The organism is Pseudomonas sp. MDT2-39-1, assembly GCF_054898085.1.
The window spans coordinates 5,703,664-5,729,096 of sequence record NZ_CM142716.1 but is presented as its reverse complement, the minus strand read 5'-3'; the positions used below and the strand labels follow the sequence as shown (position 1 = coordinate 5,729,096).

Here is a 25,433-nt window from a genome sequence, read left to right as displayed (position 1 = left end):
AATAGCCCACCCCGCAGAAACACCCGCCTTGAACCGCCGGCAAGTTCGCTGTCACTGCAAGGGAATTAAAATGAAAATTAAAATTCTGTGCATACATGGCATTGGCCACGAAGAGGCAGACGAGAGTTTTCAGGCGTCCTGGCACCGGGCGATCACCACGGCGGTGTCGCGCGTGGCGCCGAATGCGGACCTCGAGCTGGATTATTTTCAATACGACGAGCGCTTTTCCTCCAGCGGCCTGGGCGCGTCAGAAATCGCCGAGGCTACGCTGCGCCTTCTGACCAGCGCGGTGATCCATTCGGTGGGTGACGTGTTCCGGCGCAACCGCGGCATCGGGCAGTTTCCTGACCGCCTGCGCTGGACGGCCGGCATGGTGGCCCAGTGGTCCGCGGACGAAGCGCTACGGACCACCCTGCGCAAGGATCTCGCCAGCGTTATCAGCGCTTCGCAACCGGACATTGTCTGCGCGCACAGCCTGGGTACGCTGGTCGCCTATGACACGTTCCGTCGGAATCCCTCGCTGATGAGCAATCGGGTGCTGATCACGTTCGGCTCACAGATCGCCAATCCCGCCGTACGCGAGACGTTTGGCGGGCGCATCGAGGGAATCGACGACGCGCGCAAGTGGTACCACCTCTACAACGAGCACGATCAGGTTTTTACGGCGCCGCTGTATCTGCGCGATACCAACTTTACCCAGGTCATGACGCCGTTCGATAAACCCGGCGACGTCCTCAATCATGACGCGACTTACTACCTCGGCCATGCCGAGACCGTAACCAATGTCTGGGGACCCCTTTTGCAGGCGGGCAGAGTGAGAGGTTTCGACAAGCGGCTCGCCGCCGTCGACAAGTCGCTGGGCATTGCGGTCCCCAAGACAGGGACAGTGCGCCGCTCGCGAGACAAGGCATTGCTGATCGGTATCAACAACTACCCCAATATCGAGGATCGACTCGAAGGCTGCGTCAACGACGTTTTCCTGATGAGCTCACTGCTGCAAGAGTCGAAATTTTCGCCGGACGATATCCGCGTCGTCCTCGATGACCGCGCTACCGCTGCCGGCATTCGAGATCGCCTGCATTGGCTGCTCGACGACGCCCAGGCCGGTGATCGTCGGGTGCTCTTCTATTCCGGGCACGGTGCGCAGATTCCCAATACCAATGCCGCGGGCGAAGCCGACCGCATCGACGAATGCCTGTGCCCGTGGGACTTCGACTGGACGCCGGCACGCGCCATCGTCGACAACGATTTTCGCGACCTCTACATCCAGCTTCCGTATGACACGCAGTTCATCACGATCTTCGATTGTTGCCATTCCGGCGGCATGACGCGTGAGGGCGCACGGCGCGCTCGCGGGCTGACGCCGCCGGATGACATCCGCCATCGCGCGCTGCGCTGGGAACCTCAGTTGCAGATGTGGGTCGAGCGTGACTGGGTGAAACGGGCGCGCAATAGTGCCCAGAAGGCCGAGGCCGCCAATACCGTGAGCAATCGCGAGGGTATCCGTCGTGTTGGCCAGGCCATCGCGGTGCGAGGTTACGACGATAAGCTCTACGACAAACGACGCAACGCTTACAAGCACGATGGGCCCTTTCTGCCGATTCTCATGTACGCCTGCGGCGAATCCCAACTGTCTTACGAATACCGTCACGGCGTTATTTCGTACGGAGCGTTCACCTACGCGCTCGCCCAAACGCTGCGCTCATCCAAACAAAGACCGACGTTCAATGCCCTGGTTCGCGCGACGGGCAAGCTCCTGGCCGACCTGGGTTATGACCAGAAACCGGCGATCGTCGGGCCAAAGGGTTTACTCGGCAAAGTCGTTCCCTGAGTCGCCATCGTCCGGAGGTTGATATGAGCAGTGAAACGGTAAGAAGTATTCAGCAGGCACTGATCGCCGATGGCTTTTTTCCAGCTGAAGTGGATGGAATCTGGGGGCGTCGAACCATCGCCGCAGTGAAAGCCTTCCAGGAAAGCGTTGGACTGGAGGTGGATGGCATCGTCGGTCCCAAGACCTCTGCCGCCTTGTTTTCTGATGTTGACCATGTGCCTTCAGGTCCGCTTTTGCCATGGCTGGCGGAAGCAGAGAACTTGATCGGCACCCGGGAAGTCCTTGGCCGCAAAAACAATCCCACCATTCTGGATTGGGCGGACGACCTCGACCTTCACTACGCCGGGGACGAGGTGCCTTGGTGCGGTCTGTTTGTAGCGCATTGCGTGGGTTCAACGATGCCCGAAGAAGTGCTTCCTTCCAATCCTCTGGGTGCGCGGCAATGGGAAAAATTTGGAGAGTCCACGGTGCCACGACTGGGGGCGGTGATGGTGTTCTGGCGTGAATCAAAAAACAGCGGTAAGGGTCATGTCGGGTTCTATACAGGCGAGGATAGCAACGCGTACCGGATTTTGGGCGGTAATCAAACGGACAAAGTGTGCCTGACATGGGTGGGCAAAGATCGATTTCTCAAAGCACGCTGGCCGCGCAAGGCGACCTCTTTGGGTGGAGGCGACGCAATAATCGTTATGAACAGAACCACGGATTTGTCCAGGAACGAAGCTTGAGGGGTTCGCGAAATCAAATCACAGACCGCATAAAACGGGCGCTTTGAACAAGGCGCCTTTTTTTTGTCGGCAGCCGGAAAAGTGCGCAACGCTTCTCTGACCGACGTTTAAAAGCCGGTTGCTAGCTATCTGCCATCAGCCGATAATCCTGCCCCCGTAAACACTCACGCAAGGAAACGCCGTGAAAAAATTCCTACTGTTAGTCCCCCTGTTCGCTCTGTTGCTGCAAGGTTGTGGCGTGACCATGACCCGTTATGAGCCGAGCTTCGAAAACGTCCAACAGCTCAAGCAGACCCCGCCTCTGCAATCGATCAGCAATGCTCAGGTCAAGGCAGATGCCGGTCAGGGTTCGCTGTCCGTACGGGCCAACCCGATCAGTTCGCCGAGCGGCAGCATCACGCAACATATACAGGATGCGATTACCGAAGAGCTGGGCCGGGCGGGCCTGCTGAACCCACAAGCTCAGCGCCATCTGGATGTGCTGGTGGTCAAGAATGAGCTGACCGCAGGCATGGGCACCGGCACGGGCCAGCTGGCCGCGCGCTTTACGTTGCTCAAGGGCAACGAGGTGGTTTACGACGCGACCAAGGATGTCAGCCGCCAGTGGGACAGCAGCTTTTTCGGCGCCATTGCGATCCCCAATGCCGCCAATGCCTACAACCCGATGGTTCGTGATTTGCTGAAGACGTTGTACAGCGACCCGCAGTTCATTCAGGCCCTGAAGTAAGGGATCGAGTAGGAGGCGGATTTACATCCGCCGTCCTCTCACACCACCGTACGTACGGTTCCGTATACGGCGGTTCCTGCCTACTGCCAAACAACGTCAGCGAGCTTGGTTCCGTTGATGTGTCGCCTGCGGTATCTAAGCGCCCAGACCGGCCCTCGGAGCTTCCGGCTCCTACCTCCCGATGGTCTCGACCCCCGCTACGCGGAGTTTCTGCTTTACGCTCCAACAGAGATCACACCCGACTATCCACTCATGGCAGGTTCAGCCCTTCATCGTTCCGGTTTCGAGCGACTACTACGGCCTCTGCTGACTTCTGTCGCCCATCCCGTCATCTCGCGACGCCGGTAGCACATGGCAGGCTAAACAGATCTCCCAGGGTAATTCGCGCGACCTTCCTGCTTATGCCTGTCGGATCTACGTCACAGCGTTGCGTGCAAGTATTGGGCTTTGGCAATTTTGGCTACCTTACCCCGCTGCACCGCCTAATCCGCTTCCTGTTCGTCAGGCCAGCATTTTGCCTCGGGCTTCCTTCAGATTCGCAGTCACCCGCGACACCCTTGCCTCTGGCTAACACTTCCCCTTGCCGGGTGTGTAGAGGACTTTCACCTCCAAGTCACCAGCGTGGCCACCACAGCCAAGCTGGTTGCGCTTCGCGCAACGCGCCATGCCTGGCGCACCAAAAAAAGAGCCGCTCATGCGGCTCTCGTTTTTTGTCAGGCCCGCGGCACGTTTGCATCGAGTGCCGAGTACTTCAGGCTTTTGCTCTCGACCACTTGCTTGAGCAGCGCATTGACCTGGCGGCTGAAGGTATCGCTGATTGCCTCTTTCGGTGTGTTGGCCATCAACGGCACGAACCAGATGCCCATCCAGGTATTGATTCCATCATGGTTGCTCGCGTTAGTCAGCGTCTGCCCTTGCGAATCCAGTGTCTCCAGACTCATGGTGTATTGGTCGGTCGCCATTGTCGGGATGACGGTAAACGTCAGGCCACTGATAAATGCCATAACCAACTGACCACCGCTCGGTGGATGGTTGTAAACCTTCAGACGCAGATTGTAATCACCTGGCTGTTTCTGGAACTCGTCCAGTGTGACGCGACCGAACAGGCCGGAATCGGTCAGTACTTTTTGCAGCTCAGGCTTTAGCATCTCGCGTGCTTGCGGCATTTCAACGGCCGAAGCGCTTTTTGGCTCGCCTTGATAGAAATCGAAGTCTACGTAGACGTTCGGTTTGTTCGAATAACTGGACATCGACGGCAGATTGACCGGAGCGACTTCGTCTTTGGTGAAGCTGGCGCAACCACTTAGCCCGAGCACCAAGGCCAACCCTAGAATTTTCCCAAATTGCATGACAACTCCCTTAAATGATGGCATAGCGCCTCCATCCGGAGGGCTGGCGCGAATTCTAGAGCGTTGCCACCAATAGTAAAAGGCCATCACTTAAAAACGGTATAACTCACGCCCACCCTTCCAGTCGCAGCGTGGCACGAACCAGACGCTGCTCCTCGCTTTCGATTTCCCTGAGGTTCTCGCAGATGCTCTGGATGTGCGCGATGGCGGCCTTGCGCGCCTGCTCCGGCATGCGGCCGGTCACGGCGTTGTAGAGCCGGGCGTGCTGACGGTCGATCTGACGTTTTTGTGGTGCGCGGTGGTAGAGGTTGTTGACCGAGGCGAACACGGTGTTGAGCAGCAAGTCCGTCAGCGAGCGTAAGGTTTGCACCAGCACCGGGTTGTGCGAGGCCTCGCAGATCGCCAGATGAAACGCATGATCGAGCCGGGCGTGTTCGCTCGCTTCCATCGGCCGCGTGTGGGCATCGAGCAATGCTGCATAGCTTCGGGTGATGAGGACAAAATCCGCTTCGGTTCCGCGCAGTGCAGCCAGGCGAGCGGACTCGCCCTCCAGCAGGCTGCGGACCTCGAACAAATCGTAAAGCGTACGGGGTTGTGAGCTGAACAGGTGCATCAGCGGCGACGCGGTACCGTGGCCCGACAGATCCGCGACAAACGATCCCCTTCCCTGCTCCGTGTTAATAATCCCCCGGGCGCGCAACAACTTCAGTCCCTCGCGAAGCGCCGTGCGGGATACACCGAGTTTTTCGGTCAGGCGCCGTTCCGAAGGCAAAAACTGCCCGGTCTTGAGGACTCCGTCCACGATCAGGCGTTCTATGCGTTCACACACCACGTCTGCGACTTGTGGATTACGGGTCACTTGCGCACTGTCCATCGAACCTCCAGCTGGTATGACCAGCCTCGCCGGCAAAACCCTATTCGCTCGAATACAACCCTAACTGCATGTTTAACCGGATATTTTTTGCAGAAATAAAGAAATAGCCCCTGAGAAACTGGTTCGACCAGTCAAACAACACATGGACAGTAGGACGCGTCAGGCCAATGATGCAAGTCAGCTGTCACCGGAAACAGACCTCTAATAAAAACAACTGAGGGTCGTCAACCGCCTATGAACATCCTCTACGATGAACGCGTCGACGGCGTGCTGCCTGATGTCGACAGAGCGGCCCTGCTGCAAGCACTGCACGCTCGCTTGCCAGACCTGGAAGTCCTGGATCAGCAGGAAGAACTCAAACCGTACGAATGCGACGGGCTTTCCGCTTACCGCACCACGCCCATGCTGGTGGTGCTGCCGCGCCATATCGACGAAGTCCAGGGCGTGCTTAAACTCTGCCACGAGTTTCGCGTCCCGGTGGTCGCTCGCGGTGCCGGCACCGGTTTGTCCGGCGGTGCATTGCCGCTCGAGAAAGGCGTGCTGCTGGTGATGGCGCGCTTCAATAACATCCTGCACATCGACCCCGCCGCGCGCACGGCGCGGGTTCAGCCGGGCGTGCGCAATCTGGCGATTTCCCAGGCTGCCGCGCCGTTCGGTTTGTACTACGCGCCGGACCCCTCCTCGCAGATCGCCTGTTCCATCGGCGGCAACGTGGCCGAAAACGCCGGAGGCGTGCATTGCCTGAAATACGGTCTGACGGTGCACAACCTGCTCAAGGTCGACATCCTCACCGTCGATGGCGAACACCTGACCCTGGGTTCCGAAGCGCTCGACTCACCGGGGTTTGATCTGCTGGCGTTGTTCACCGGTTCCGAAGGTATGCTGGGGGTGATCACCGAAGTCACGGTCAAACTGCTGCCCAAACCGCAGACGGCCAAGGTGCTGCTGGCGGCGTTCGATTCCGTTGAAAAGGCAGGTCGCGCGGTGGGCGACATCATTGCCGCCGGCATCATTCCCGGCGGCCTGGAGATGATGGACAACCTGGCCATTCGCGCCGCCGAAGACTTTATCCACGCGGGGTATCCGGTCGACGCCGAAGCCATTCTGCTGTGCGAACTCGATGGCGTTGAAGCCGATGTTCACGATGACTGCGACCGCGTACGCCAGGTGCTGGAACAGGCCGGCGCCACCGAAGTCCGCCAGGCCCGCGATGAGGCCGAACGCGTGCGCTTCTGGGCCGGGCGCAAGAATGCGTTCCCGGCGGTGGGCCGCCTCTCGCCGGATTATTACTGCATGGACGGGACGATCCCGCGCCGCGAACTGCCCGGTGTGTTGCACGCGATTGCTGCACTGTCGGCCGAGTATGACCTGCGCGTGGCCAATGTTTTCCACGCCGGTGACGGCAACATGCATCCGCTGATTCTGTTCGATGCCAACCAACCCGGCGAACTCGATCGCGCCGAAGCCCTGGGCGGCAAGATTCTGGAGTTGTGCGTGAAAGTCGGCGGCAGCATCACCGGGGAACACGGCGTCGGCCGCGAGAAAATCAATCAGATGTGTGCGCAGTTCAACAGTGATGAGCTGACCCTGTTTCATGCCGTCAAAGCCGCGTTCGATCCGGGCGGCCTGCTCAATCCGGGCAAGAACATTCCAACCTTGCACCGCTGCGCCGAGTTCGGCGCGATGCACGTTCACATGGGTCAGTTGCCCTTCCCTGAACTGGAGCGTTTCTGATGCGCAGCGAACACGATATCGATGACAGTGCCAGCCTGCTGGAACAGGTCAACCTGGCCCTGCAAAACGCCATTCCGCTGCGCATCCAGGGCTCCAACAGCAAAGCATTCCTGGGCCGCATCGTGGCGGGTGAAGTACTCGATACGCGCAGCCACCGCGGCATCGTCAGCTACGACCCGACCGAACTGGTGATTACCGCACGCTGCGGCACGCCGTTGGCAGAACTGGCGGAGGTATTGGACGCGTCGCAGCAGATGCTGCCGTGTGAACCGCCCTCCTTCGGTGACGGCGCGACCGTGGGCGGAATGATCGCCAGCGGATTATCGGGACCACGGCGCCCGTGGTCAGGATCGGTCAGGGACTTCGTCCTCGGGACACGGGTCATCACCGGCCACGGCAAGCATTTGCGCTTCGGCGGCGAAGTCATGAAAAATGTCGCCGGCTACGACCTGTCGCGCTTGATGGCCGGCAGTTACGGCTCATTGGGGGTGATCACTGAAGTCTCGCTCAAGGTCCTGCCCAAACCTCGGCAAGCGTTAAGCATCAGCCTGGAAATGGACAGCGATCGCGCCTTGCTGCGCCTCGCGGAATGGGGGCAGCAACCGCTGCCGATCAGCGCCGCGAGCCACGACGGTCAGCGCCTTCACTTGCGGCTTGAAGGTGGCGAAGGCTCGGTGAAGGCAGCGCATGACCGCTTGGGTGGCGAGCTGCTGGAGGGTTCATATTGGGCGGATCTCAACGAACATCGCTTGAGTTTCTTTGATGAAGACCAGCCGCTTTGGCGCCTGTCCGTCCCGCACAACACGCCCCGGCTTTCCCTCCCCGGCCTGCAAATGATCGACTGGGGCGGCGCCCAGCGCTGGCTCAAATCCGACGCGCAGGCAGCGTTCATTCGCAAGGTCGTCGATGAGGTCGGCGGGCATGTGACCTGCTACAGCCACGGTCTGATCGACAGTCCGTTCCAACCGCTGCCCGCGGCACTGATGCGCTACCACCGCAACTTGAAGGACCAACTCGATCCACGGGGCATCTTCAACCCCGGTCGCCTGTACGCGGAGCTTTGACCCATGCAGACCAACCTGAGCGAACAGGCCCGCCAACTGCCCCGCGCCGAAGAAGCCGAAAGCATCCTGCGCACGTGCGTGCATTGCGGTTTCTGCAATGCCACTTGTCCGACCTATCAATTGCTCGGTGATGAACTGGACGGGCCGCGTGGGCGCATCTACCTGATCAAACAAGTGCTGGAAGGCAACGAGGTTACCCAAAAGACCCAGCAGCACCTGGATCGCTGCCTCTCTTGCCGTAATTGCGAAACCACCTGCCCCTCGGGCGTCGACTATCACAACTTGCTCGACATCGGCCGCGCGGTGGTCGATGCGGCCGTGCCGCGCTCACTCGACCAGCGCTTGTTGCGCGAAGGCTTGCGCAGCGTCGTGCCCAATCCGGTGCTGTTCAAGGCGCTGGTCAGCAGCGGTCAGGTGTTCCGTGCGTTGTTGCCGAATACGCTGCAAGCCAAGTTGCCGCGCCACGTGTATCCGGCCAGGCAGCGCCCGACCACCCGCCACGCGCGGCAGGTGCTGATGCTCGAAGGTTGCGTGCAGCCGAGTCTGTCGCCCAATACCAATGCGGCCACCGCGCGCGTCCTCGATCGACTGGGCATCAGCGTCACACCGACACGCGAGGCCGGCTGTTGCGGCGCCGTCGATTATCACCTGGACGCGCAGGCGGCCGGCCTTGATCGCGCCCGCCACAACATCGATGCGTGGTGGCCGGGCATTGAACAAGGGGCCGAAGCCATCGTGCAAACCGCCAGCGGTTGCGGCGCCTTTATCAAAGACTACGGCCACCTGCTCAGCACCGACCCGGCGTATGCCGAGAAGGCCAGGAAGGTCAGTGCGCTGGCCAGGGATCTGGTTGAAGTGCTGCGCGACGAGCCGCTGGAAAAGCTCGGCATCCACAGCGACCAACGCCTGGCCTTCCATTGCCCCTGCACCTTGCAGCACGCACAAAAACTCGGCGGTGCGGTTGAAGCGTTGCTGACAACGCTGGGTTTCAACCTCACGTTCGTTCCCGACGGTCATCTGTGTTGCGGCTCGGCCGGCACCTATTCGTTGACCCAACCAGAGCTGTCCCGACAACTGCGCGACAACAAACTCAATGCGCTGGAAAGCGGTCATCCCGACGTCATTGTCACGGCCAATATCGGCTGTCAGTCCCACCTCGACGGAGCGGGCCGAACCCCTGTCCGGCACTGGATTGAACTGGTCGAAGCCGCGTTGCCCTCATCGAGCCCTGGAGTATCCCCATGAAAAGCAAAGCCGTACTGAGCCAGACCGAAGTCAGCCAGATTCTCAGTGCCGCACGCAGCGAGGCACAGAACAATCAATGGGCCGTGACCATCGTGATTGTCGACGACGGGGGCCATCCTCTGGCCCTGGAACGCCTCGATGGTTGCGCCCCGATCGGCGCCTACATCGCCACCGAAAAGGCCCGCACCTCTGCCCTGGGTCGGCGTGAGTCGAAAGGTTATGAAGAAATGGTCAACGGTGGCCGCCACGCGTTTTTGTCAGCGCCGTTGCTGACCTCACTTGAGGGTGGCGTGCCGATTATTGTCGATGGGCAGGTGATCGGCGCGGTGGGTGTGTCTGGTGTGAAAGCCGAGCAGGATGCGCAAGTGGCCAAGGCTGGGGCGCAGTGTCTGAAGTGAACGTGGCGCAGCATGCCGGGCGTATAAATTGCTTTTCGTAGGAGCCAGGCTTGCCGGCGAAGGCGTACTCAAGATCGCTTTCGCCGGCAAGCCTGGCTCCTACAAGTCCAATTATTGCCTTAGCTTGGCATCAGGCCTCTTTTTTTCACTTACGCGCCAACTTGTACCGCACGCACTCCTCATAAAAACTCTCACGCACATCCGCCGGCTTGAACCGCGACTTGCTGTCGTAGGTCTGCTCGGTGATGCCCATCGCCAGCATGCGCATCCACGCCTTGCTGAATTTGTAAGCCTGTAACTTCTGACGAGCGGCATAAAGGGAGACCCCGGCCAGCTTGAGTTCCTGGGCTCTCGCCGCCGTCCCCGCCCCCCAGCTGCACATATACCGATCATTGGACGCCAATTCCCTGGCCTGGGCAGAGACTGCAACGCTGGCCAGGGCGAACGAGATCATCGTGACAAATACACTTCGCAATTGCATTCCGCCTAACCACCTGAAAGTGAAGTGATTTTGGCGACAACATCTAGGCTCCGGGGCCAGCAAAATGCCTCTTTTGCACCTTATGGATTTATCGGATGCCGCCCGCCACCAGCCTCAACTTCCCGAGACCAGCCTGAGTCCGATCACACCGGCCAGCCGATTCTCAGCGCCGTCGTGGCGTCGCCCAGCACCGCCATTCCCAGAATCGCGGTGCCCGCCGCGCCAGCCCACTGACCGAACAGTTGACCAGCGATCGCGATCCCCAAGGGCGTTTGCACGTCGATGAGAACCTGAAGGTCTTGGGTCAGCAGCATGTCTACGCCGCCGGCGACGTCGCCTATGCCGCGACCGACGACCTTGGCAACTTCGCCGCAATGTGCTGTCAGCATGCGATCTCCCTGGGCCGCCACGCCGGGAATAACGTTGCTGCGGATTTGCTGGGTGTCGAGCCGACCCCTTACCGTCAGCCGAAGCACGTGACCTGCCTCGACCTGGGTGCCTGGGGCGCGGTGTTCACCGAAGGCTGGGATCGCCAGCTCAAACTGGTGAAGGACGAGGCCAAGGAGCTCAAGACGCAGATCAATACCCAGTGGATCTACCCGCCGGCCGCTGATCGTGCCACCGCCCTGGCAGCGGCGGACACGATGATTCCCGTAGCCTGAGACTTGGCTTGAACGTGGCGCCCGCGACAGCATCGCGGGCGTCTTTGGCTTTCGGTCGTAATGCCTGCTCCCAGATATGAATCAGCCAGACACTGGCGGTCATGGTTTAAGATCCGTTTGAAGTGTTCTCCGGACAATAACTTCATGCGCTTAAACCTGAAGGTTCGTATGCCCTCCTCGCTAGCATTCCCGGTTCAATTTTCCCGCCTGCTCGCCCGCCCGTGGTTGCGGTCACTGCTGTTGCTGAGCCTCATCGTTCCAGGCATGGCCTGGGCCGAGCCAAGGCCTGAACACATGGTCTACCTGCGTACGATTGATCCGACCATCGAGCAAGACATTCGCTACGCCAGCGCCCACAACTTCACCGGACACTCACTCGACGGTTACGCCGCTTCCGAGTGTCTGCTGTCGCTGGACACCGCCAAGGCCCTCGCCCGAGTACAACAGGCGCTTCAATCACAAGGCTACGGCTTGAAGGTGTTCGACTGCTATCGACCCAGCCGGGCTGTGGCTGATATGGGCCGCTTCGCGACTGAGCCGGGAGACCCGCGCAAGGCCGAGTTCTATCCGCGCGTGGATAAACAGGACTTCTGGCGGCTGGGGTATGTGGCGCGGGTGTCGAATCACTCCAGAGGTTCAACCGTGGACCTGACGCTGACCGGTCCCAAAGCACTGCCCGCCGACACTTGGACACCCTCGGCCGCGCAAGTCGATTGCACAGCGCCTTATGCCCAGCGCTGGCACGACGGCGCACTCGATATGGGCACCGGGTTTGATTGCTTCGATGAGCGCGCCCATACCGCCAACCCGACGATCAACGCGACCGCCAAAGAAAACCGCCAGCGACTCAGCAGCGCCATGGAAAAAGAGGGATTTGCCGGGTACTCGAAAGAGTGGTGGCACTTCACTTTTAGTGGCGAGGGAGCGCCGAAAAGCGTGATGGATTTCCCCATCACGCCGCTGAGTGCCAGCGAAGTGCTGGACAGCAGTCACCAGCTGATTGTGGTCACTACAAAAAACTGGGATGACACCCAGGGCACTGCCCAGCGTTATGAACGAGACGGGGGTAATTTTCGAAAAATCGGCGATGGGTTTGCGGTGGTGGTTGGCAAGAGCGGGATGGCTTGGGGTAAGGGTTTGGGTAATGTTGAGCCCGGTGAAGGTCCGATCAAACGTGAAGGTGATGGAATGGCGCCGGCCGGGATCTTCAGGCTTGGAACGGCGTTTGGCTACGACACGACGGGCGATACAAAACTGCCTTATCTCTCGCTGACATCGACCACAGAATGCGTGGATGACAGCAAATCCGAACGTTACAACAAGCTGGTCGACGGGGCGGCGATGGCCAAGGACTGGAACAGCTCGGAGCATATGCGCAGCGAGAACCTTTATCGCAAAGGCATCTTTATCGAGCACAACACGCCGGCGACTCCGGGTTCAGGTTCGTGCATCTTTTTCCATATCTGGCGGGGACCCACCTCGTCTACGCAGGGGTGTACGGCGATGGATCAGGGGGATATTTCGCGGTTGTTCGAGTGGCTGGATCCTCGTGAGTCTCCGGTATTGGTGCAGATGCCTGAGGGGCAATATGAGCGATTGCGTGAGCGCTGGAAGTTGCCGCAGCGGTAATGGAACAGGTGAATCGAGTGCTGAATAACAACGTTCCGGCGGGATAATCACGGAGCCCCCGTAGCAGCCGCCCTGTGGCGAGGGGATTTATCCCCTCGCCACAAAGCAGCGGCTACACGAACGTTGGTATTGCTGATAATGGTGTTCGCCAGGCCTTAGTCAGCCCTGCTTCAGATCGAGGCAGTAGGTGTAGTAACCCGCATCGCGCACGTAACCCAATAATTCATACAACCGCTGCGCCGCAAAATTATCCGTAGCCGTTTCCAGCACCATGCCCTTGGCGCCGGTCGACAGTGCAAAGGCTCGGGCAGCGTTCATCAGTGACCTCCCCACGCCCTGCCCCCGGGCCTCGGGGGCGGTGAACAGGTCGCTGAGCAGCCAGGTCCGGTGGGCGTCGATGGAGGAAAACGTCGGGTACAACTGGACGAACCCCAGTGCATTACCGGACAGGTCAGAGGCGAAAAAGATCACGGATTCATCCCCGGCGATGCGTTCAGCGATGAAATCCCGGGACTGCCGCAGGTTCGAAGGCTGGCCGTAGAAGCCTCGATAATCGTCGAAGAGGCTGGCGATTTTGTCGATGTGCGTTGCGTCGACGCGCGAGACTTGGACGGCCATGCATGGGGTCTCCGAATGGGTTATTTCGGTTGCGCCACTGTGCGCAAATAAGGTTTCACCGTTTTGAAACCGTCCGGGTATTTCTTCTTCGCGTCCTCGTCGGACACCGATGTCGGAATGATCACGTCCTCGCCCGGACGCCAGTTAACAGGGGTGGCAACGGTGTGCTTGGCGTTCAATTGCAGCGCATCGAGCAGACGCAGCACTTCATCGAAGTTGCGCCCGGCACTCATCGGGTAGATGAGCATCGCCTTGACCTTTTTGTCCGGCCCGATGACGAACACGGACCGCACCGTGGCGTTGTCCACAGCAGTGCGTGTGCCGCCGCTGGCATTCGGATGGATCATGTCGTAGAGCTTGGCCACTACCAGGTTCTCGTCGCCGATCATGGGGTAGTTGACCGCATGGCCCTGGGTTTCTTCGATGTCTTTGGCCCAGCTCGCATGATTACTGACGGGGTCGACACTGAGCCCGACGACCTTGGTGTTGCGTTTGTCGAACTCTGGCTTGAGCCCTGCCATGTAACCGAGTTCAGTGGTGCACACCGGGGTGAAGTCCTTGGGATGCGAGAACAGGATCGCCCACTTGTCGCCGATCCATTCATGGAACCGCAGCGTGCCTTCGGTGCTTTCAGCGGTAAAGTCCGGTGCTTCGTCGCCAATGCGGATGGTCATGATCGTTCTCCTGGCTGTGAGTTCGTAGGGAAGCCGTCGGAACGCGAGTCGCGGTTCCAACGGCATTCGGGATCTGTGTTGAACCTGTCAACGCGGATCAGTATAGGAGACGCTCCAAGACATGCCGGTGACTGGCGCATTCACTTTGTAAGTCCTTGATTCAGGCCTCTGAACGGTGTTCAGGCAACACCGCCAGCGCTGATGTCCTCGCCAGCACGTAGTAGAGAATGCCCGGCACCACCAGCCCCACAATCCACGAAATATCGACACCGCCGAGCTGCGCGACCATCGGTCCGGAGTAGAAATGCGTGTCGACGAAAGGCAACTGGATCAACACACCCACGACATACACGCTGATCCCGCGCACGTTCCAGCGACCATAACGACCCGCCGGGTCCGACAACGCCGCAATGTCATACCGTTCTTTGTTGATGAAGTAGTAATCCACCAGGTTGATCGCGCTCCAGGGCGTGAAAAAGGTCAGCAGAAACAGGATGAAGTACTTGAACGAGTTGAGGAACGAGTACTGCCCGAGCAGCGCCAAGGTGGTGGATGCCGCGACAATCACCAGCACAAAGACCATGCGCTGCCGGGCGGTGATCTCGAGACGGCTGCGGAAACCACTGATGATCGTGGCCACGCACATGAAGCTGCCATAAGCGTTGAGCGTCGACACCGTGACCTTGCCGAACACCACGCTCAAGTACAGCAGCGAGGCCATCACACCGGTACTGCCCAGGCCGACGATGGTCGCCACCTCATGCCCGCGGAAATTCGCGCCGGCCAACGCCGCGGCGAACACGCCTAGCACCATGGACGCCTGCGCGCCAAGCACGGTACCCAGGCCGACGGCAGCGAAGGTTTTCCAGGACGAAGTTTTGTTCGGCAAATAGCGTGAGTAGTCGGCCACGTAAGGGCCAAAAGCGATTTGCCAGGACGCGGACAGCGACACGGCCAGCAAGAAAGTGCTCCAGTCGAAGTGACGGTTTTCCAGCAACAGGCCGATATCGTTGAGTGTCATCAGCCGGGTAAACAGATAGGCAAAGGCAATGATGCCCAGCACGCTGGCCACCCGTCCGACCAGGTGGATAACCCGATAGCCGAAGATCGTCAGAAACGCGATGCAAGCGGCGAAAATCAGGATGCCGGCGCTGTCGCTGACATGGATCAACTGGGCAATCGCCTGCCCCGACAATACCGCGCCGGTGGCGCTGAAACCGAGGTACATCAGGCACACCAGCACAATCGGGATCGCCGCCCCATAGACCCCGAACTGCACACGGCTGGAGATCATCTGCGGCAACCCGAGCTTGGGCCCTTGGGCCGCGTGCAAGGCAACGACCGCACCGCCGAGCAACTGGCCGATCAGCAAGCCGATGAGCGACCAGAACACGTCACCGCCCAGCACCACGGCCAGCGCACCGGTGACGATTGCCGTGATTTGCAGGTTGGCGCCGAGCCACAGGGTGAACTGGCTGTAGAGGCTGCCATGACGCTCGGCCTCGGGGATGAAATCGATCGAACGGGTTTCGATCAGGGGACTTCGTTGCTGGGTCATAGCGGTGTTCTCTTGTTATTGGTAGACGGCAAAGTCTGGCGGTTAAATGCGGTCCCTGTGGGAGCGGGCTTGCTCGCGAAAGCGGTGGGTCAGCTTGCATCAATGTTGAGTATGCAGCCGCCTTCGCGAGCAAGCCCGCTCCCACAGGGACCGCATTTAACCGACTGGCATTGGGGCTGACTTTGTTTTTATTTTTGTTGTTCAGTATTTAAACCAGCGACTTGAGCCGGCCGCTGTTGAAGACCCACAAACGGTGCCTTCGCCCAAACGACCTTGCCACCCACCATGGTCAGCAGCACCTTATTGCGAGCCAGTTCATCCTCGGGCACCTGCATGAAGTTCTTCTCCAGGACAATCAGGTCGGCGAACTTGCCCACTTCAACCGAGCCGACCACCGCCTCCAGTTTCAACTGCTCGGCGGCGTTGATCGTGATGGTGCGCAGCACCTCCGTGCGCGACAGTGCCGGGTCGGCATTCAACCTGCCGGCGTACTTGGGCCCGTAGCTGTGGGGGTTCAGCGGGTCGCCTGAGCGGGTGACGCCGATCTTCAGCGCGAGGAACTCATCGAGCGGATCGACAGGCCAGTCGCTGCCATACGCCACGCGGCCGCCGACACGGGCGATGCTGCCCGACGGTTCCATGCGCGCAAAACGCTGGGCACCCAGGTGCTCGTTGGTGCCATCGACCGTGGACGGCGCCTGCTGCGCCCACTGGAAGGACATGTTAGCGGTCACGTCGAGCGCCTTGAAGCGTGGATAGTCGGCAGGGTCCACGGACTCGTTGTGCGTAATGGCCGGGCGGAAACCATTGCCAGGCAATTGCTGGCGCACGTATTCGATACCGTTCAACGAGTCGCGCACTGCCCGGTCTCCGGTGGCGTGAAGGTGCGGGTCGAGGCCGGCCTGCACGGCTTGCAACAGCAACGGTTTGAGCACTTGCGGCGGGAAGTACAGCTCGCCGACGTTTTTGCCAGGTGTCCACTTCGGCGCCGTATCGGTTCCGGCATTGCGCAGGTACGGTGTGAGCATTGCGCCGGTATCTGCCGGCGCATTGATGATGCCGTCCATGAACAATTTGACGTGGCGCATGCTCACGCCCGGCGCGGCTTTGGCTTCGCCCTGATCGTAGGTGTTGGCCAAAGCCTTGGCGTCGGCGATGGTTTTTGTCGGGTCTGCCGCGGCGGCGGCCGGGTCCAGTTTGATCGCCAAAAAGGCCCGGGCCGTCAGCTCGCCCGACTGCTGCAGGCTGGTGAACGCTTTGCCGCTCTCCGGCCCCGACAAGGCATCGAAGAAACTGGTGATGCCTTGCTCGCGCATCGCGTCGAGCGCCGCGCGAGTCTGGTTGAGTTTTTCGGCGTCGGTGGCGGGCGGCACCACGGCGGCCATGGCATCGGCAGCGCCGTCTTCGCAGATGCCGGTCGGGTTACCGGCGCTGTCACGCACGTATTTGCCATCGCCCGGATTGGCGGTGTGCTTGTTGATGCCGGCCACCGCCAGGCCACGCGAGTTGGTCAGCACGGTATGAAAGTCGGTGGAACGAACCTGGATCGGACGCTGGGTCTTCAGCGCGTCCAGCGTCGATTTATCCGGGTCGCCGTCGAGTCCGTCCATGCCCATGCGATCCCAGCTGCCCACTTCGAGCCAGACATCAGGCCCCTTGTCCTTGTCGGCATCTAGACACGCTTGAATGGTTTCCTGGAAAACCTTGCGCGTCATCGTCTGGTACTTCAAATCGCACAAGGTCATGGCGCGGCCGCCGTCCCCCGGATGCATGTGCGCATCGATGAAACCCGGCATCAGCATGCGCCCGGCCAGATCGATCAACTGGGTCTGCTTGCCGATGTACGAGGACACCCCTTCGTCGCTGCCAACATAGACGATCTTCCCGCCCGTTACGGCAATCGCTTGCTGCACGGAATTCTGGCCATCGACGGTGTAGACGTAGCCGTTGCGCATCACCCTGTCGGCGGGCGTCGAGCCCTGTGTCTGACACCCCACGAGCGCCATGGAAGAAAGTGCCGTAGTGGTCGCAACCGCGATAAACAGCCTGGAAAATTTCAACCGCCTCACCTCTGTTTTTATAGTTTTGGAAGTGGCCCGGACAGACTGCCGCGCAAGCCCCTGATATGCAGGGCATACCCTATAGAGCGCCGCCGCCTGCGAGACCTCCACAAATGAGGAGGGGCAGGTAAATAGTCCACCAACAAATCCCCCTGTGGGAGCGGGCCCTGTGGCGAGGGGATTTATCCCCGTTCGGCTGCGAAGCAGTCGTAAACGCGGTTTAACATTGAAATGCCGGGGCCGCTTCGCAGCCCAACGGGGATAAATCCCCTCGCCACAGGGCCCGCTCCCACAGGGGGATTGCATTTGAGTGGGTGAAATTTGGGGACTTAATCGCGGCGCGTTGTGTCCCGCAGGACTGAACCCAGTTCAACCTTGCTTTTCACGCCAAGCTGCAAATAGCAGTTGCGCAGATAGGTGCGCACTGTCGCCGGGCTCAGGGTCAGGATCTTGGCAATCTCTTTGTAGGAATGCCCGGCAGCGAACAGCATCGCCGCCGTCCGCTCCCGTGGCGCAAGCACTGCCGCACGTGACCGCGCTTCGAGCGACAGAATCACATGCTCCGCGTTCGGACTCAGGGTCAGCGCACAACGGCCCAGACGCATCACGCATGGGGCCTTTTGCAGTTGCGCGATCACCTCGGCCGGCAGCATCGAACCGCTCCAGCCTGGCAACTCGCGCTGAATGGCGGCGCACAGGCTGGCCCCCACGTACAGCAGACTGCCGTCCATGCGCGCCACGCCGAAGTCGGTCGCGCCGTTGCCCGTGTCGATGCGGATCATGTCTTGCACCTGAAACCGCCACAGCTGCAACAGGTGGTCGCAGAAGGCCGAAAACAAAGCGGCCTCGCTGTCGTTGAACGCCGGAGCATCAATGCCACGGTAGAGACACACGAAGAACATCAGGCCGCTTTCGGGCAATTCGAAAGTGATGCACATCGGGTGGTAGAGATCGTGGCGCCGAGCGAATGCGTCCACGGCTTCATCGGGGTCGGTGAACCCGCTGTCGCGCACGACTTCACCGGGTTGACTCAAGGTGTCATGGGAGAATTTGTCGCGGCCTGCACTTTTGTGCCATTCGGCGGCAAACGATTCGGGCAGATTGATCCGCCCGTGCATCCAGCTTTTAGGCGGCGCGTTGACAGCTGACGCGGACATCTCGCCCCACCACGCCGACGCAAAGGGCACCAGTTCACGGAACGCTTGCAGGCCTTCGGCGATGAACTGCGAGGCGCCGCGCTCCCGGGCAAGCCGCCCCAGGTGGAGCACGCAACGATTGAACGCTTTGAGCGTTGCCATCGACGGCTGCGCGCCGACCTCATCACCCTCCTCCATCGTTTTGATCCTGTTCGCAATACGACGTATTTTTTTCGACGATGCCATAGGCGCAGGCGTAGCGCCATTGGCTTTTTCGAAGGCTGCTATTCATGCGCAATCCGTCAACAGTGTTTGTCCAACGGGCCGCTATTTGAGGAACCGGTAAAGCCCTAGCATCGTCTCTACCCGGTGAGCAAACGACTCACACCGGGTCAACCCAAGACGAATCGGTGAATGACATGAAAGGTTTAAAAATTGCGCTTTTCCTTGCGCTGGGCGGCATAGGCACACACGCCTTTGCTGACGACAGCCGAGTGCGGACCGGTCCCGGCCCGAGTGGTCGCAATCTCGCGTTCACTCTCGATCAACTGGTTGGCGCGTACCAGCAACTCTGGTGTGCCGTGAATAGGCCGGCCTGATTCATCAAGTTTCGATCACCGAAACTTGCGTTTATCGGCCTTAAGCTAAGCTAAGAGCAGCTTATTGCACACGATGCTCACGTCTGCAGGTTTTGGGTTTTTCTGGAGAGCGTCTGCAACAGCTATTTCAGACCGGCCCAACCATTTCACGCAGGACTACGTGATGACCGAGCCCCTCCTCAGCTTTGACCAACTCAAGCGTGCTGCCGCCTCCGGCGAGATCGATACCGTTCTGGTGTGCATGGTCGACATGCAAGGCCGACTCGTCGGCAAGCGATTCCAAGTCGAGTTTTTCATCGACAGCGGACATGAAGAAACCCACTGCTGCAATTACCTGTTGGCCGACGACATCGACATGGAACCCGTGCCGGGTTACGCCGCGGCCAGTTGGAGCAAAGGCTATGGCGACTTTGTCCTCAAGCCCGACATGTCCACATTACGGCGAGTGCCCTGGCTTGAGTGCACGGCGCTGGTGCTGTGTGACGTGCTCGATCATCACCATCGGCGCGATCTGCCGCACAGCCCTCGGGCGATCCTGAAAAAGCAGATCGAGCGACTGCGCGAACGCGGCTACACCGGCATGTTCGCCTCGGAACTTGAGTTCTATCTGTTCGACGAGAGCTACGAGGCGATCCACGAGCGCAACTACCACAAGCCCAAGACCGCCGGCCACTACATCGAGGATTACAACATCCTCCAGACCACACGCGAGGAGCCGGTGCTGCGGGCGATTCGCAAACATCTGCAAGCGTCCGGCATTCCCGTGGAAAACTCCAAGGGTGAATGGGGCCCGGGGCAGGAAGAGATCAACATCCGTTACGCCGACGCGCTGACCATGGCCGACCACCACGTCATCATCAAGCACGCCTGCAAAGAGATCGCGCAGTTGCAGGGCAAGGCGATCACGTTCATGGCCAAGTGGCGTTATGACGCCGCCGGTTCCAGCAGCCATATCCACAATTCGCTGTGGGACAAGAACGCCAAGAAGCCACTGTTCTTCGACGCCAAGGCTGAGTTTGGCATGTCGAAACTGATGCGTGCCTGGGTGGCCGGGCAGCTGAAATATGCCAACGACATCACCTGCTTTCTCGCGCCCTATATCAATTCCTATAAGCGTTTTCAGGCCGGTACGTTTGCGCCGACCCGGGCAGTCTGGAGTCGCGACAATCGCACCGCAGGCTTTCGTCTGTGCGCAGAAAGCAGCAAAGCCATCCGTATCGAATGCCGCATTGGCGGCGCCGACCTCAACCCTTATCTGGCCTTCGCTGCCTTAATCGCCGCGGGGCTGGCCGGTATCGACGAGAAGCTCAACCTCGTGCCGCCCTTTGAAGGCGATGCTTACGTCGACGAACACTTGCCGGAAGTATCGAAAACCCTGCGCGAAGCCACCGCCGCACTCCAGAGCTCAACGATGCTGCGCGAAGCGTTCGGTGATGAAGTGATCGACCACTACGTGCACACCGCCGAATGGGAGCAGAAAGAGTACGACCGACGGATCACCGACTGGGAACTGCAGCGCGGTTTTGAGCGCTATTGAGACCACCATCATGACTGCAACGATTCAACTCATCTCACCGGTCGATGGCCGGGTCTATGTCGAACGTCGCTGTGCCGATGAGACTCAACTCGAACAGGCGCTAAGGGCAGCCGCAACCGCCCAGGCGTCATGGAAACGCCGGCCACTGAGCGAGCGCGCCGCTTTTTGCAACGCCGCAGTGGATGCGATGCTGACCATGAAGGACGAAATTGTCCCGGAACTGGCCTGGCAGATGGGCCGCCCGGTGCGCTTTGGCGCGGGCGAACTGCGCGGTTTCGAAGAGCGTGCCCGGCATATGATCGCCATTGCGCCTGAAGCGTTGGCAGCCGTTGAACCCACGCCTGTCGCCGGTTTTCGAAGGCATATCAAACGTGAACCGCTGGGTACGGTGCTGGTCGTCGCCCCCTGGAATTACCCTTATCTGACGGCAGTGAATACGATCATTCCGGCGTTGATGGCCGGCAACAGCGTCATCCTCAAACACGCCTCACAAACGCTGCTCGTAGGTGAACGGTTCGCCGAAGCGTTTCGCCGCGCGAATCTGCCCGAAAGACTGTTCCAGAACCTGCTGCTCGATCATCGCCAGACCGGCGAGATCATTGCCTCCGGCCGTGTGCACCAAGTGAACTTCACCGGTTCGGTTGACGCCGGCAAGGCCATGGAAACCGCCGCCACGGGCCGCTTCCTCGGCCTGGGCCTGGAACTCGGTGGCAAGGACCCGGCCTACGTCCGCGCAGACGCCAACCTCGAACACGCAGTGGAAAACCTGGTGGACGGCAGTTTCTTCAACTCCGGGCAAAGCTGCTGCGCCATCGAACGGATCTATGTCGATGCGAAAATCTACCCGGCGTTTGTCGAGCGATTCGTCGCACTCACGAATCAATACGTGCTGGGCAACCCACTGGATGAAGCCACCACACTCGGTCCGCTGGTGAACCCGGGCGCTGCTGAGTTCGTGCGGGGTCAGATCTCCGATGCGCTGTCCAAGGGCGCAAAGGCACTGATCGATCCGAAGGCCTTTCCCTTCGACGCACCGGGCAGCGCCTACCTCGCGCCGCAGGTGCTAGTCGACGTCAGCCATCAAATGTCGGTGATGCGCGAGGAAAGCTTCGGCCCGGTGGTCGGCATCATGCCGGTGGCCGGCGACGACGAAGCCATTGCCTTGATGAACGACAGCGAGTTCGGGCTCAGCGCTTCCCTCTGGACCCAGGACCTCACCGCCGCCGAACGCTTGGGCAACGAGATCGACACCGGAACCGTGTTCATGAACCGCTGCGATTACCTCGACCCGGCCCTGGCCTGGACCGGCGTGAAGAACAGCGGGCGCGGCGTGACGCTGTCGCGCCTGGGTTACGAACACCTGACCCGAGCAAAATCCTTCCATTTGCGCCACGAGATCTGAGCCATGAGCCTGACCGGGAACTGGAACTACCCCACGAGCATTCGCTTCGGTGTCGGCCGTATCAGCGAGCTGGCCGAGGTCTGTCGCAGCCAGGGTATCCAGCGACCGTTGCTGGTCACCGACAGCGGCCTGGCGCGCGCCCCGATCACCACGGCAGCGCTGGATTCCTTGCGTGCCGCCGGTCTTGGCGTCGCGCTGTTTTGCGACCTGAAGCCCAATCCGGTCGAAGCCAACCTGGCGGGCGGGCTCGATGCCTGGCGCGCCGGCAAGCACGATGGCGTGGTCGCCTTCGGTGGTGGCAGCGGCCTGGACATGGGCAAGCTCATCGCCTTCATGAGCGGCCAGACCCGGCCGGTCTGGGATTTCGAAGACATCGGCGACTACTGGACACGCGCCGACGAAAGCAAAATCGCCCCGGTCATCGCGGTGCCGACGACCGCAGGCACGGGTTCTGAAGTGGGCCGCGCAGCCGTGATCATCGACGAGCGTACCCACACCAAACGCATCATCTTCCACCCGAAAATGATGCCGCGCGTGGTCATCAGCGACCCGGCCCTGACCGTCGGCATGCCGGCAAAAGTCACCGCCGGCACGGGCATGGATGCGTTGGCGCATTGCCTGGAAGCCTACTGCGCGCCTGGTTTTCACCCACTGGCCGATGGCATCGCCGTGGAAGGCATACGCTTGGTGGCCAACGCTCTGGTGCGGGCCGTTCATATGCCTTCCGATCTCGATGCTCGCGCGCAAATGCTCGCGGCGGCCGCCATGGGCGCTACCGCCTTCCAGAAAGGCCTGGGTGGGATGCACGCCCTCTCACATCCGGTCGGCGCGCTGTACGACACCCATCACGGCATGACCAACGCCACCTTCATGCCCTACGTTTTGCAATTCAATCGCCCGGCCATCGAAGAACGCATCACCCGACTGGCGGCTTACTTACGCCTGCCCTCGCCCGGGTTCGACAGTTTTCTGGCCTTCATTCTCAAACTGCGCAAGGACATCGGCGTACCACATACGCTGTTTGAGTTGGGTGTGGATGATCGCCAGGCCGATCTGATCGCGGACATGGCGATTGTCGACCCTTCTGCCGGCGGCAATCCGCTGCCATTGACGCGGGACGGCGCGGCACACATTTTCGACGCGGCGTATCACGGCCGTCTCTAGAGCAGTTGCCTGTGCATGCGCATGACTAAAAATCGGCGCATGGACAGGGTTGGAAACAGGAGCAGTACGACAAGGGGTTGAAGGCCAGACCATCCGGGACCCGGATGGATGCGTATCAAAACCTGAAGGGGCACACAACATGAATCCAGCAAGTCAGCCCGGCACGAGCGCGCCGCAAGACGATGACGTCAAGGTGCTGCACAGCATGGGCTACGCCCAGCAGCTCTCGCGGCGCATGGGCGTTTTCTCCAACTTTGCCATTTCCTTTTCGATCATCTGCATCCTCTCGGGTGGCATCAACTCACTCGCCCAGGGCACCTCAGGCGCAGGTGGCGCGGCCATCGGCATCGGCTGGCCGATCGGCTGCCTGATCTCCGGGGTCTTCGCCATGGCCATGGCGCAGATCTCCTCCGCCTACCCCACTGCGGGCGGCCTCTATCACTGGGGTTCGATTCTCGGTAACCGCTTCACCGGCTGGCTGACGGCCTGGTTCAACCTGTTGGGGCTGGTGACCGTGCTCGGCGCGATCAACGTCGGCACTTACTACTTCTTTTTCGGCGCCTTCGGACCGGCACTGGGAATGGAAGACACCATCACGACACGGATGATTTTCCTCGCGATTCTGACCGGTATCCAGGCCTTGTGTAACCACCTAGGCATCGGCCTGACCGCGAAGCTCACCGACTTCTCGGGGTACCTGATTTTCGCCACTGCACTCGCGCTGACCATCGTCTGCCTGATCTCGGCGCCCAGCTATGAGTTCGCCCGGTTATGGACCTTCGGCAACTATTCCGGCGAAGCGGGCGGCAGCGTCTGGCCACAGGTCTCGAACGGCTGGATCTTCATGCTCGGCCTGCTCTTGCCGATCTACACCATCACCGGTTATGACGCCTCCGCGCACACCTCGGAAGAGACCCGCAATGCCGCCATGTCGGTGCCACGGGGCATGGTCATGTCGGTGGTCTGGTCGTTGCTGTTCGGTTGGGTCATGCTCTGCTCGTTTGTGCTGATGCTGCCGAGCATGGACGAGGCCGCGAAGCATGGCTGGAGCGTGTTTTTCTGGGCGATGGACACGCAAGTGAACCCGACGGTAAAAACGGCGCTGTACGTGGCCATTTTTATCTCGCAGTTCCTCTGCGGACTGGCGACCGTGACCTCGGTCTCACGCATGATCTTCGCCTTCTCCCGTGACGGCGGCCTGCCCTTCTCCAAAGCACTGGCCTCAGTCTCGCCAACCCTTCGTAGCCCGGTGGCCGCGATCTGGACCGGCGCCACCCTCGCAGTGTTATTCGTGTGGGGATCGTCGGTGATCTCGATCGGCGAAACACCGGTCTACACCATCGTGGTGTCCTGCACGGTGATCTTCCTGTTCTTCTCCTTCGTCATCCCCATCGTGCTCGGCCTGTTTGCCTACGGGACGTCGAAATGGCCGACCATGGGGCCGTGGAATATGGGGCGCTTCTGGTACACCGTGTTCGCCCTGCTCTCGATCCTCTCGATGGTGATCATTTTCATCATCGGCATCCAGCCACCGAACGATTGGGCGCTGTACATCACCATCGGCTTTCTGGTGCTGACGGCCATCGTCTGGTTCGGCTTTGAAGCCCGCCGTTTTCAGGGACCGCCGATGGGTGACCTGATCGTCAAGCGCCAGGCAGAAATCGCTGCGGCGGAAGAGGCGTTGAATAAACGCGCTGGGGGCTAATGCGGCCACCAGTCAGTTAAGCCGTAACGCGGTCTTTGTAGCAGCTGGCGAAGCCTGCGTTCGGCTGCGAAGCAGTCGTAAAACCTGAGCATGCGGTCTTCCTGAAACACCGCATCGCCTGATTTTACGACTGCTACGCAGCCGAACGCAGGCTCCGTCAGCTGCTACAGATCGCGTTCTGAATTAACCCGTCGGCATTAACGCTGAGCGCCCCGTTTTTATGAACATAGATGGATAGAACGATGAATAACCTGTGGC

At 60.2% G+C, this 25,433-nt stretch carries 21 protein-coding genes and 1 pseudogene; 13 read left to right on the top strand and 9 right to left on the bottom strand.

The window, feature by feature from the left end; all coding sequences use genetic code 11:
* The first annotated feature begins 70 nt into the window (after positions 1–70).
* From ACYZTM_RS26550 to ACYZTM_RS26540, 3 genes are all read left to right on the top strand, one after another.
* Complete coding sequence (locus tag ACYZTM_RS26550) at positions 71–1,831, top strand: caspase family protein (RefSeq protein WP_461985498.1); 1,761 nt, start codon at positions 71–73, stop codon at positions 1,829–1,831.
* A gap of 23 nt (positions 1,832–1,854) precedes the next feature.
* Positions 1,855–2,559, top strand: a complete 705-nt coding sequence (locus tag ACYZTM_RS26545; protein ID WP_461985496.1) for an NlpC/P60 family protein — start codon at positions 1,855–1,857, stop codon at positions 2,557–2,559.
* Between the two features lie 181 nt (positions 2,560–2,740).
* Positions 2,741–3,286: a hypothetical protein gene (locus tag ACYZTM_RS26540; RefSeq protein WP_131063406.1), complete on the top strand. Its 546-nt coding sequence runs from the start codon at positions 2,741–2,743 to the stop codon at positions 3,284–3,286.
* A 713-nt stretch (positions 3,287–3,999) separates the two neighbouring features.
* Here ACYZTM_RS26540 and ACYZTM_RS26535 read toward each other — a convergent pair.
* Together ACYZTM_RS26535 and glcC are read right to left on the bottom strand one after the other, a co-directional pair.
* Complete coding sequence (locus ACYZTM_RS26535) at positions 4,000–4,635, bottom strand: hypothetical protein (protein WP_461985494.1); 636 nt, start codon at positions 4,633–4,635, stop codon at positions 4,000–4,002.
* A 106-nt stretch (positions 4,636–4,741) separates the two neighbouring features.
* On the bottom strand, positions 4,742–5,509 hold the full coding sequence (gene glcC, locus ACYZTM_RS26530) for a transcriptional regulator GlcC (protein WP_461985492.1): 768 nt from the start codon (positions 5,507–5,509) through the stop codon (positions 4,742–4,744).
* A 234-nt stretch (positions 5,510–5,743) separates the two neighbouring features.
* Between glcC and glcD the strand changes: the two genes are divergently transcribed.
* The 4 genes from glcD to ACYZTM_RS26510 are packed head-to-tail and all read left to right on the top strand — an operon-like array spanning position 5,744 to position 9,950.
* A complete protein-coding gene (gene glcD / locus ACYZTM_RS26525; RefSeq protein WP_461985490.1) occupies positions 5,744–7,243 on the top strand; it encodes a glycolate oxidase subunit GlcD in 1,500 nt (499 codons plus the stop codon).
* Positions 7,243–8,307, top strand: a complete 1,065-nt coding sequence (glcE, locus tag ACYZTM_RS26520) for a glycolate oxidase subunit GlcE (protein ID WP_461985488.1) — start codon at positions 7,243–7,245, stop codon at positions 8,305–8,307. The genes glcD and glcE overlap by 1 nt, the downstream gene beginning before the upstream one ends.
* Before the next feature lie 3 nt (positions 8,308–8,310).
* A complete protein-coding gene (gene glcF, locus ACYZTM_RS26515) occupies positions 8,311–9,552 on the top strand; it encodes a glycolate oxidase subunit GlcF (RefSeq protein WP_461985486.1) in 1,242 nt (413 codons plus the stop codon).
* Complete coding sequence (locus tag ACYZTM_RS26510) at positions 9,549–9,950, top strand: heme-binding protein (protein WP_131063445.1); 402 nt, start codon at positions 9,549–9,551, stop codon at positions 9,948–9,950. Before glcF ends, ACYZTM_RS26510 begins: the two co-directional genes overlap by 4 nt.
* 145 nt (positions 9,951–10,095) lie before the next feature.
* Here ACYZTM_RS26510 and ACYZTM_RS26505 read toward each other — a convergent pair whose 3' ends face one another.
* Positions 10,096–10,431 carry a hypothetical protein gene (locus ACYZTM_RS26505; protein WP_461985484.1) on the bottom strand — a complete coding sequence of 112 codons (336 nt, stop codon included), beginning with the start codon at positions 10,429–10,431 and terminating at the stop codon, positions 10,096–10,098.
* 218 nt (positions 10,432–10,649) lie between these two features.
* Between ACYZTM_RS26505 and ACYZTM_RS26500 the strand changes: the two are divergent.
* Both ACYZTM_RS26500 and ACYZTM_RS26495 read left to right on the top strand, forming a co-directional pair.
* Positions 10,650–11,093: pseudogene (locus tag ACYZTM_RS26500) on the top strand (NAD(P)/FAD-dependent oxidoreductase); the annotation flags it as partial.
* Between the two features lie 168 nt (positions 11,094–11,261).
* Entirely contained in the window at positions 11,262–12,722 is a 1,461-nt protein-coding gene (locus tag ACYZTM_RS26495; protein WP_461985482.1) for a M15 family metallopeptidase, read from the top strand.
* A gap of 159 nt (positions 12,723–12,881) precedes the next feature.
* On the opposite strand, the gene ACYZTM_RS26490 is transcribed toward ACYZTM_RS26495, so the two are convergent.
* From ACYZTM_RS26490 to ACYZTM_RS26465, 6 genes are all read right to left on the bottom strand, one after another.
* Positions 12,882–13,340, bottom strand: a complete 459-nt coding sequence (locus ACYZTM_RS26490) for a GNAT family N-acetyltransferase (protein ID WP_461985480.1) — start codon at positions 13,338–13,340, stop codon at positions 12,882–12,884.
* 20 nt (positions 13,341–13,360) lie between these two features.
* Entirely contained in the window at positions 13,361–14,014 is a 654-nt protein-coding gene (locus ACYZTM_RS26485) for a peroxiredoxin (protein ID WP_131063442.1), read from the bottom strand.
* Between the two features lie 160 nt (positions 14,015–14,174).
* Positions 14,175–15,572, bottom strand: coding sequence for a purine-cytosine permease family protein (locus tag ACYZTM_RS26480; RefSeq protein WP_461985477.1), 1,398 nt, complete (start codon positions 15,570–15,572; stop codon positions 14,175–14,177).
* A gap of 188 nt (positions 15,573–15,760) precedes the next feature.
* Entirely contained in the window at positions 15,761–17,632 is a 1,872-nt protein-coding gene (locus tag ACYZTM_RS26475) for an amidohydrolase (RefSeq protein ID WP_461985475.1), read from the bottom strand.
* A 329-nt stretch (positions 17,633–17,961) separates the two neighbouring features.
* Positions 17,962–18,966, bottom strand: a complete 1,005-nt coding sequence (locus tag ACYZTM_RS26470; protein ID WP_461985473.1) for a helix-turn-helix transcriptional regulator — start codon at positions 18,964–18,966, stop codon at positions 17,962–17,964.
* A 230-nt stretch (positions 18,967–19,196) separates the two neighbouring features.
* A complete protein-coding gene (locus tag ACYZTM_RS26465) occupies positions 19,197–19,337 on the bottom strand; it encodes a hypothetical protein (protein ID WP_165557497.1) in 141 nt (46 codons plus the stop codon).
* A 193-nt stretch (positions 19,338–19,530) separates the two neighbouring features.
* Here ACYZTM_RS26465 and ACYZTM_RS26460 point away from each other — a divergent pair, with 193 nt between their 5' ends.
* The 4 genes from ACYZTM_RS26460 to ACYZTM_RS26445 all read left to right on the top strand — a co-directional run bounded on the left by ACYZTM_RS26460 (position 19,531) and on the right by ACYZTM_RS26445 (position 25,175).
* Positions 19,531–20,904 (top strand): glutamine synthetase family protein, encoded by a 1,374-nt coding sequence (locus tag ACYZTM_RS26460; protein ID WP_131062375.1) that lies wholly within the window; start codon positions 19,531–19,533, stop codon positions 20,902–20,904.
* Positions 20,905–20,914: 10 nt separating this feature from the next.
* Positions 20,915–22,306 (top strand): aldehyde dehydrogenase family protein, encoded by a 1,392-nt coding sequence (locus ACYZTM_RS26455; RefSeq protein WP_461985470.1) that lies wholly within the window; start codon positions 20,915–20,917, stop codon positions 22,304–22,306.
* Positions 22,307–22,309: 3 nt separating this feature from the next.
* Positions 22,310–23,470, top strand: coding sequence for an iron-containing alcohol dehydrogenase (locus tag ACYZTM_RS26450; protein ID WP_131062377.1), 1,161 nt, complete (start codon positions 22,310–22,312; stop codon positions 23,468–23,470).
* Between the two features lie 139 nt (positions 23,471–23,609).
* Positions 23,610–25,175, top strand: a complete 1,566-nt coding sequence (locus ACYZTM_RS26445; protein ID WP_461985468.1) for an amino acid permease — start codon at positions 23,610–23,612, stop codon at positions 25,173–25,175.
* Positions 25,176–25,433 lie beyond the last annotated feature (258 nt).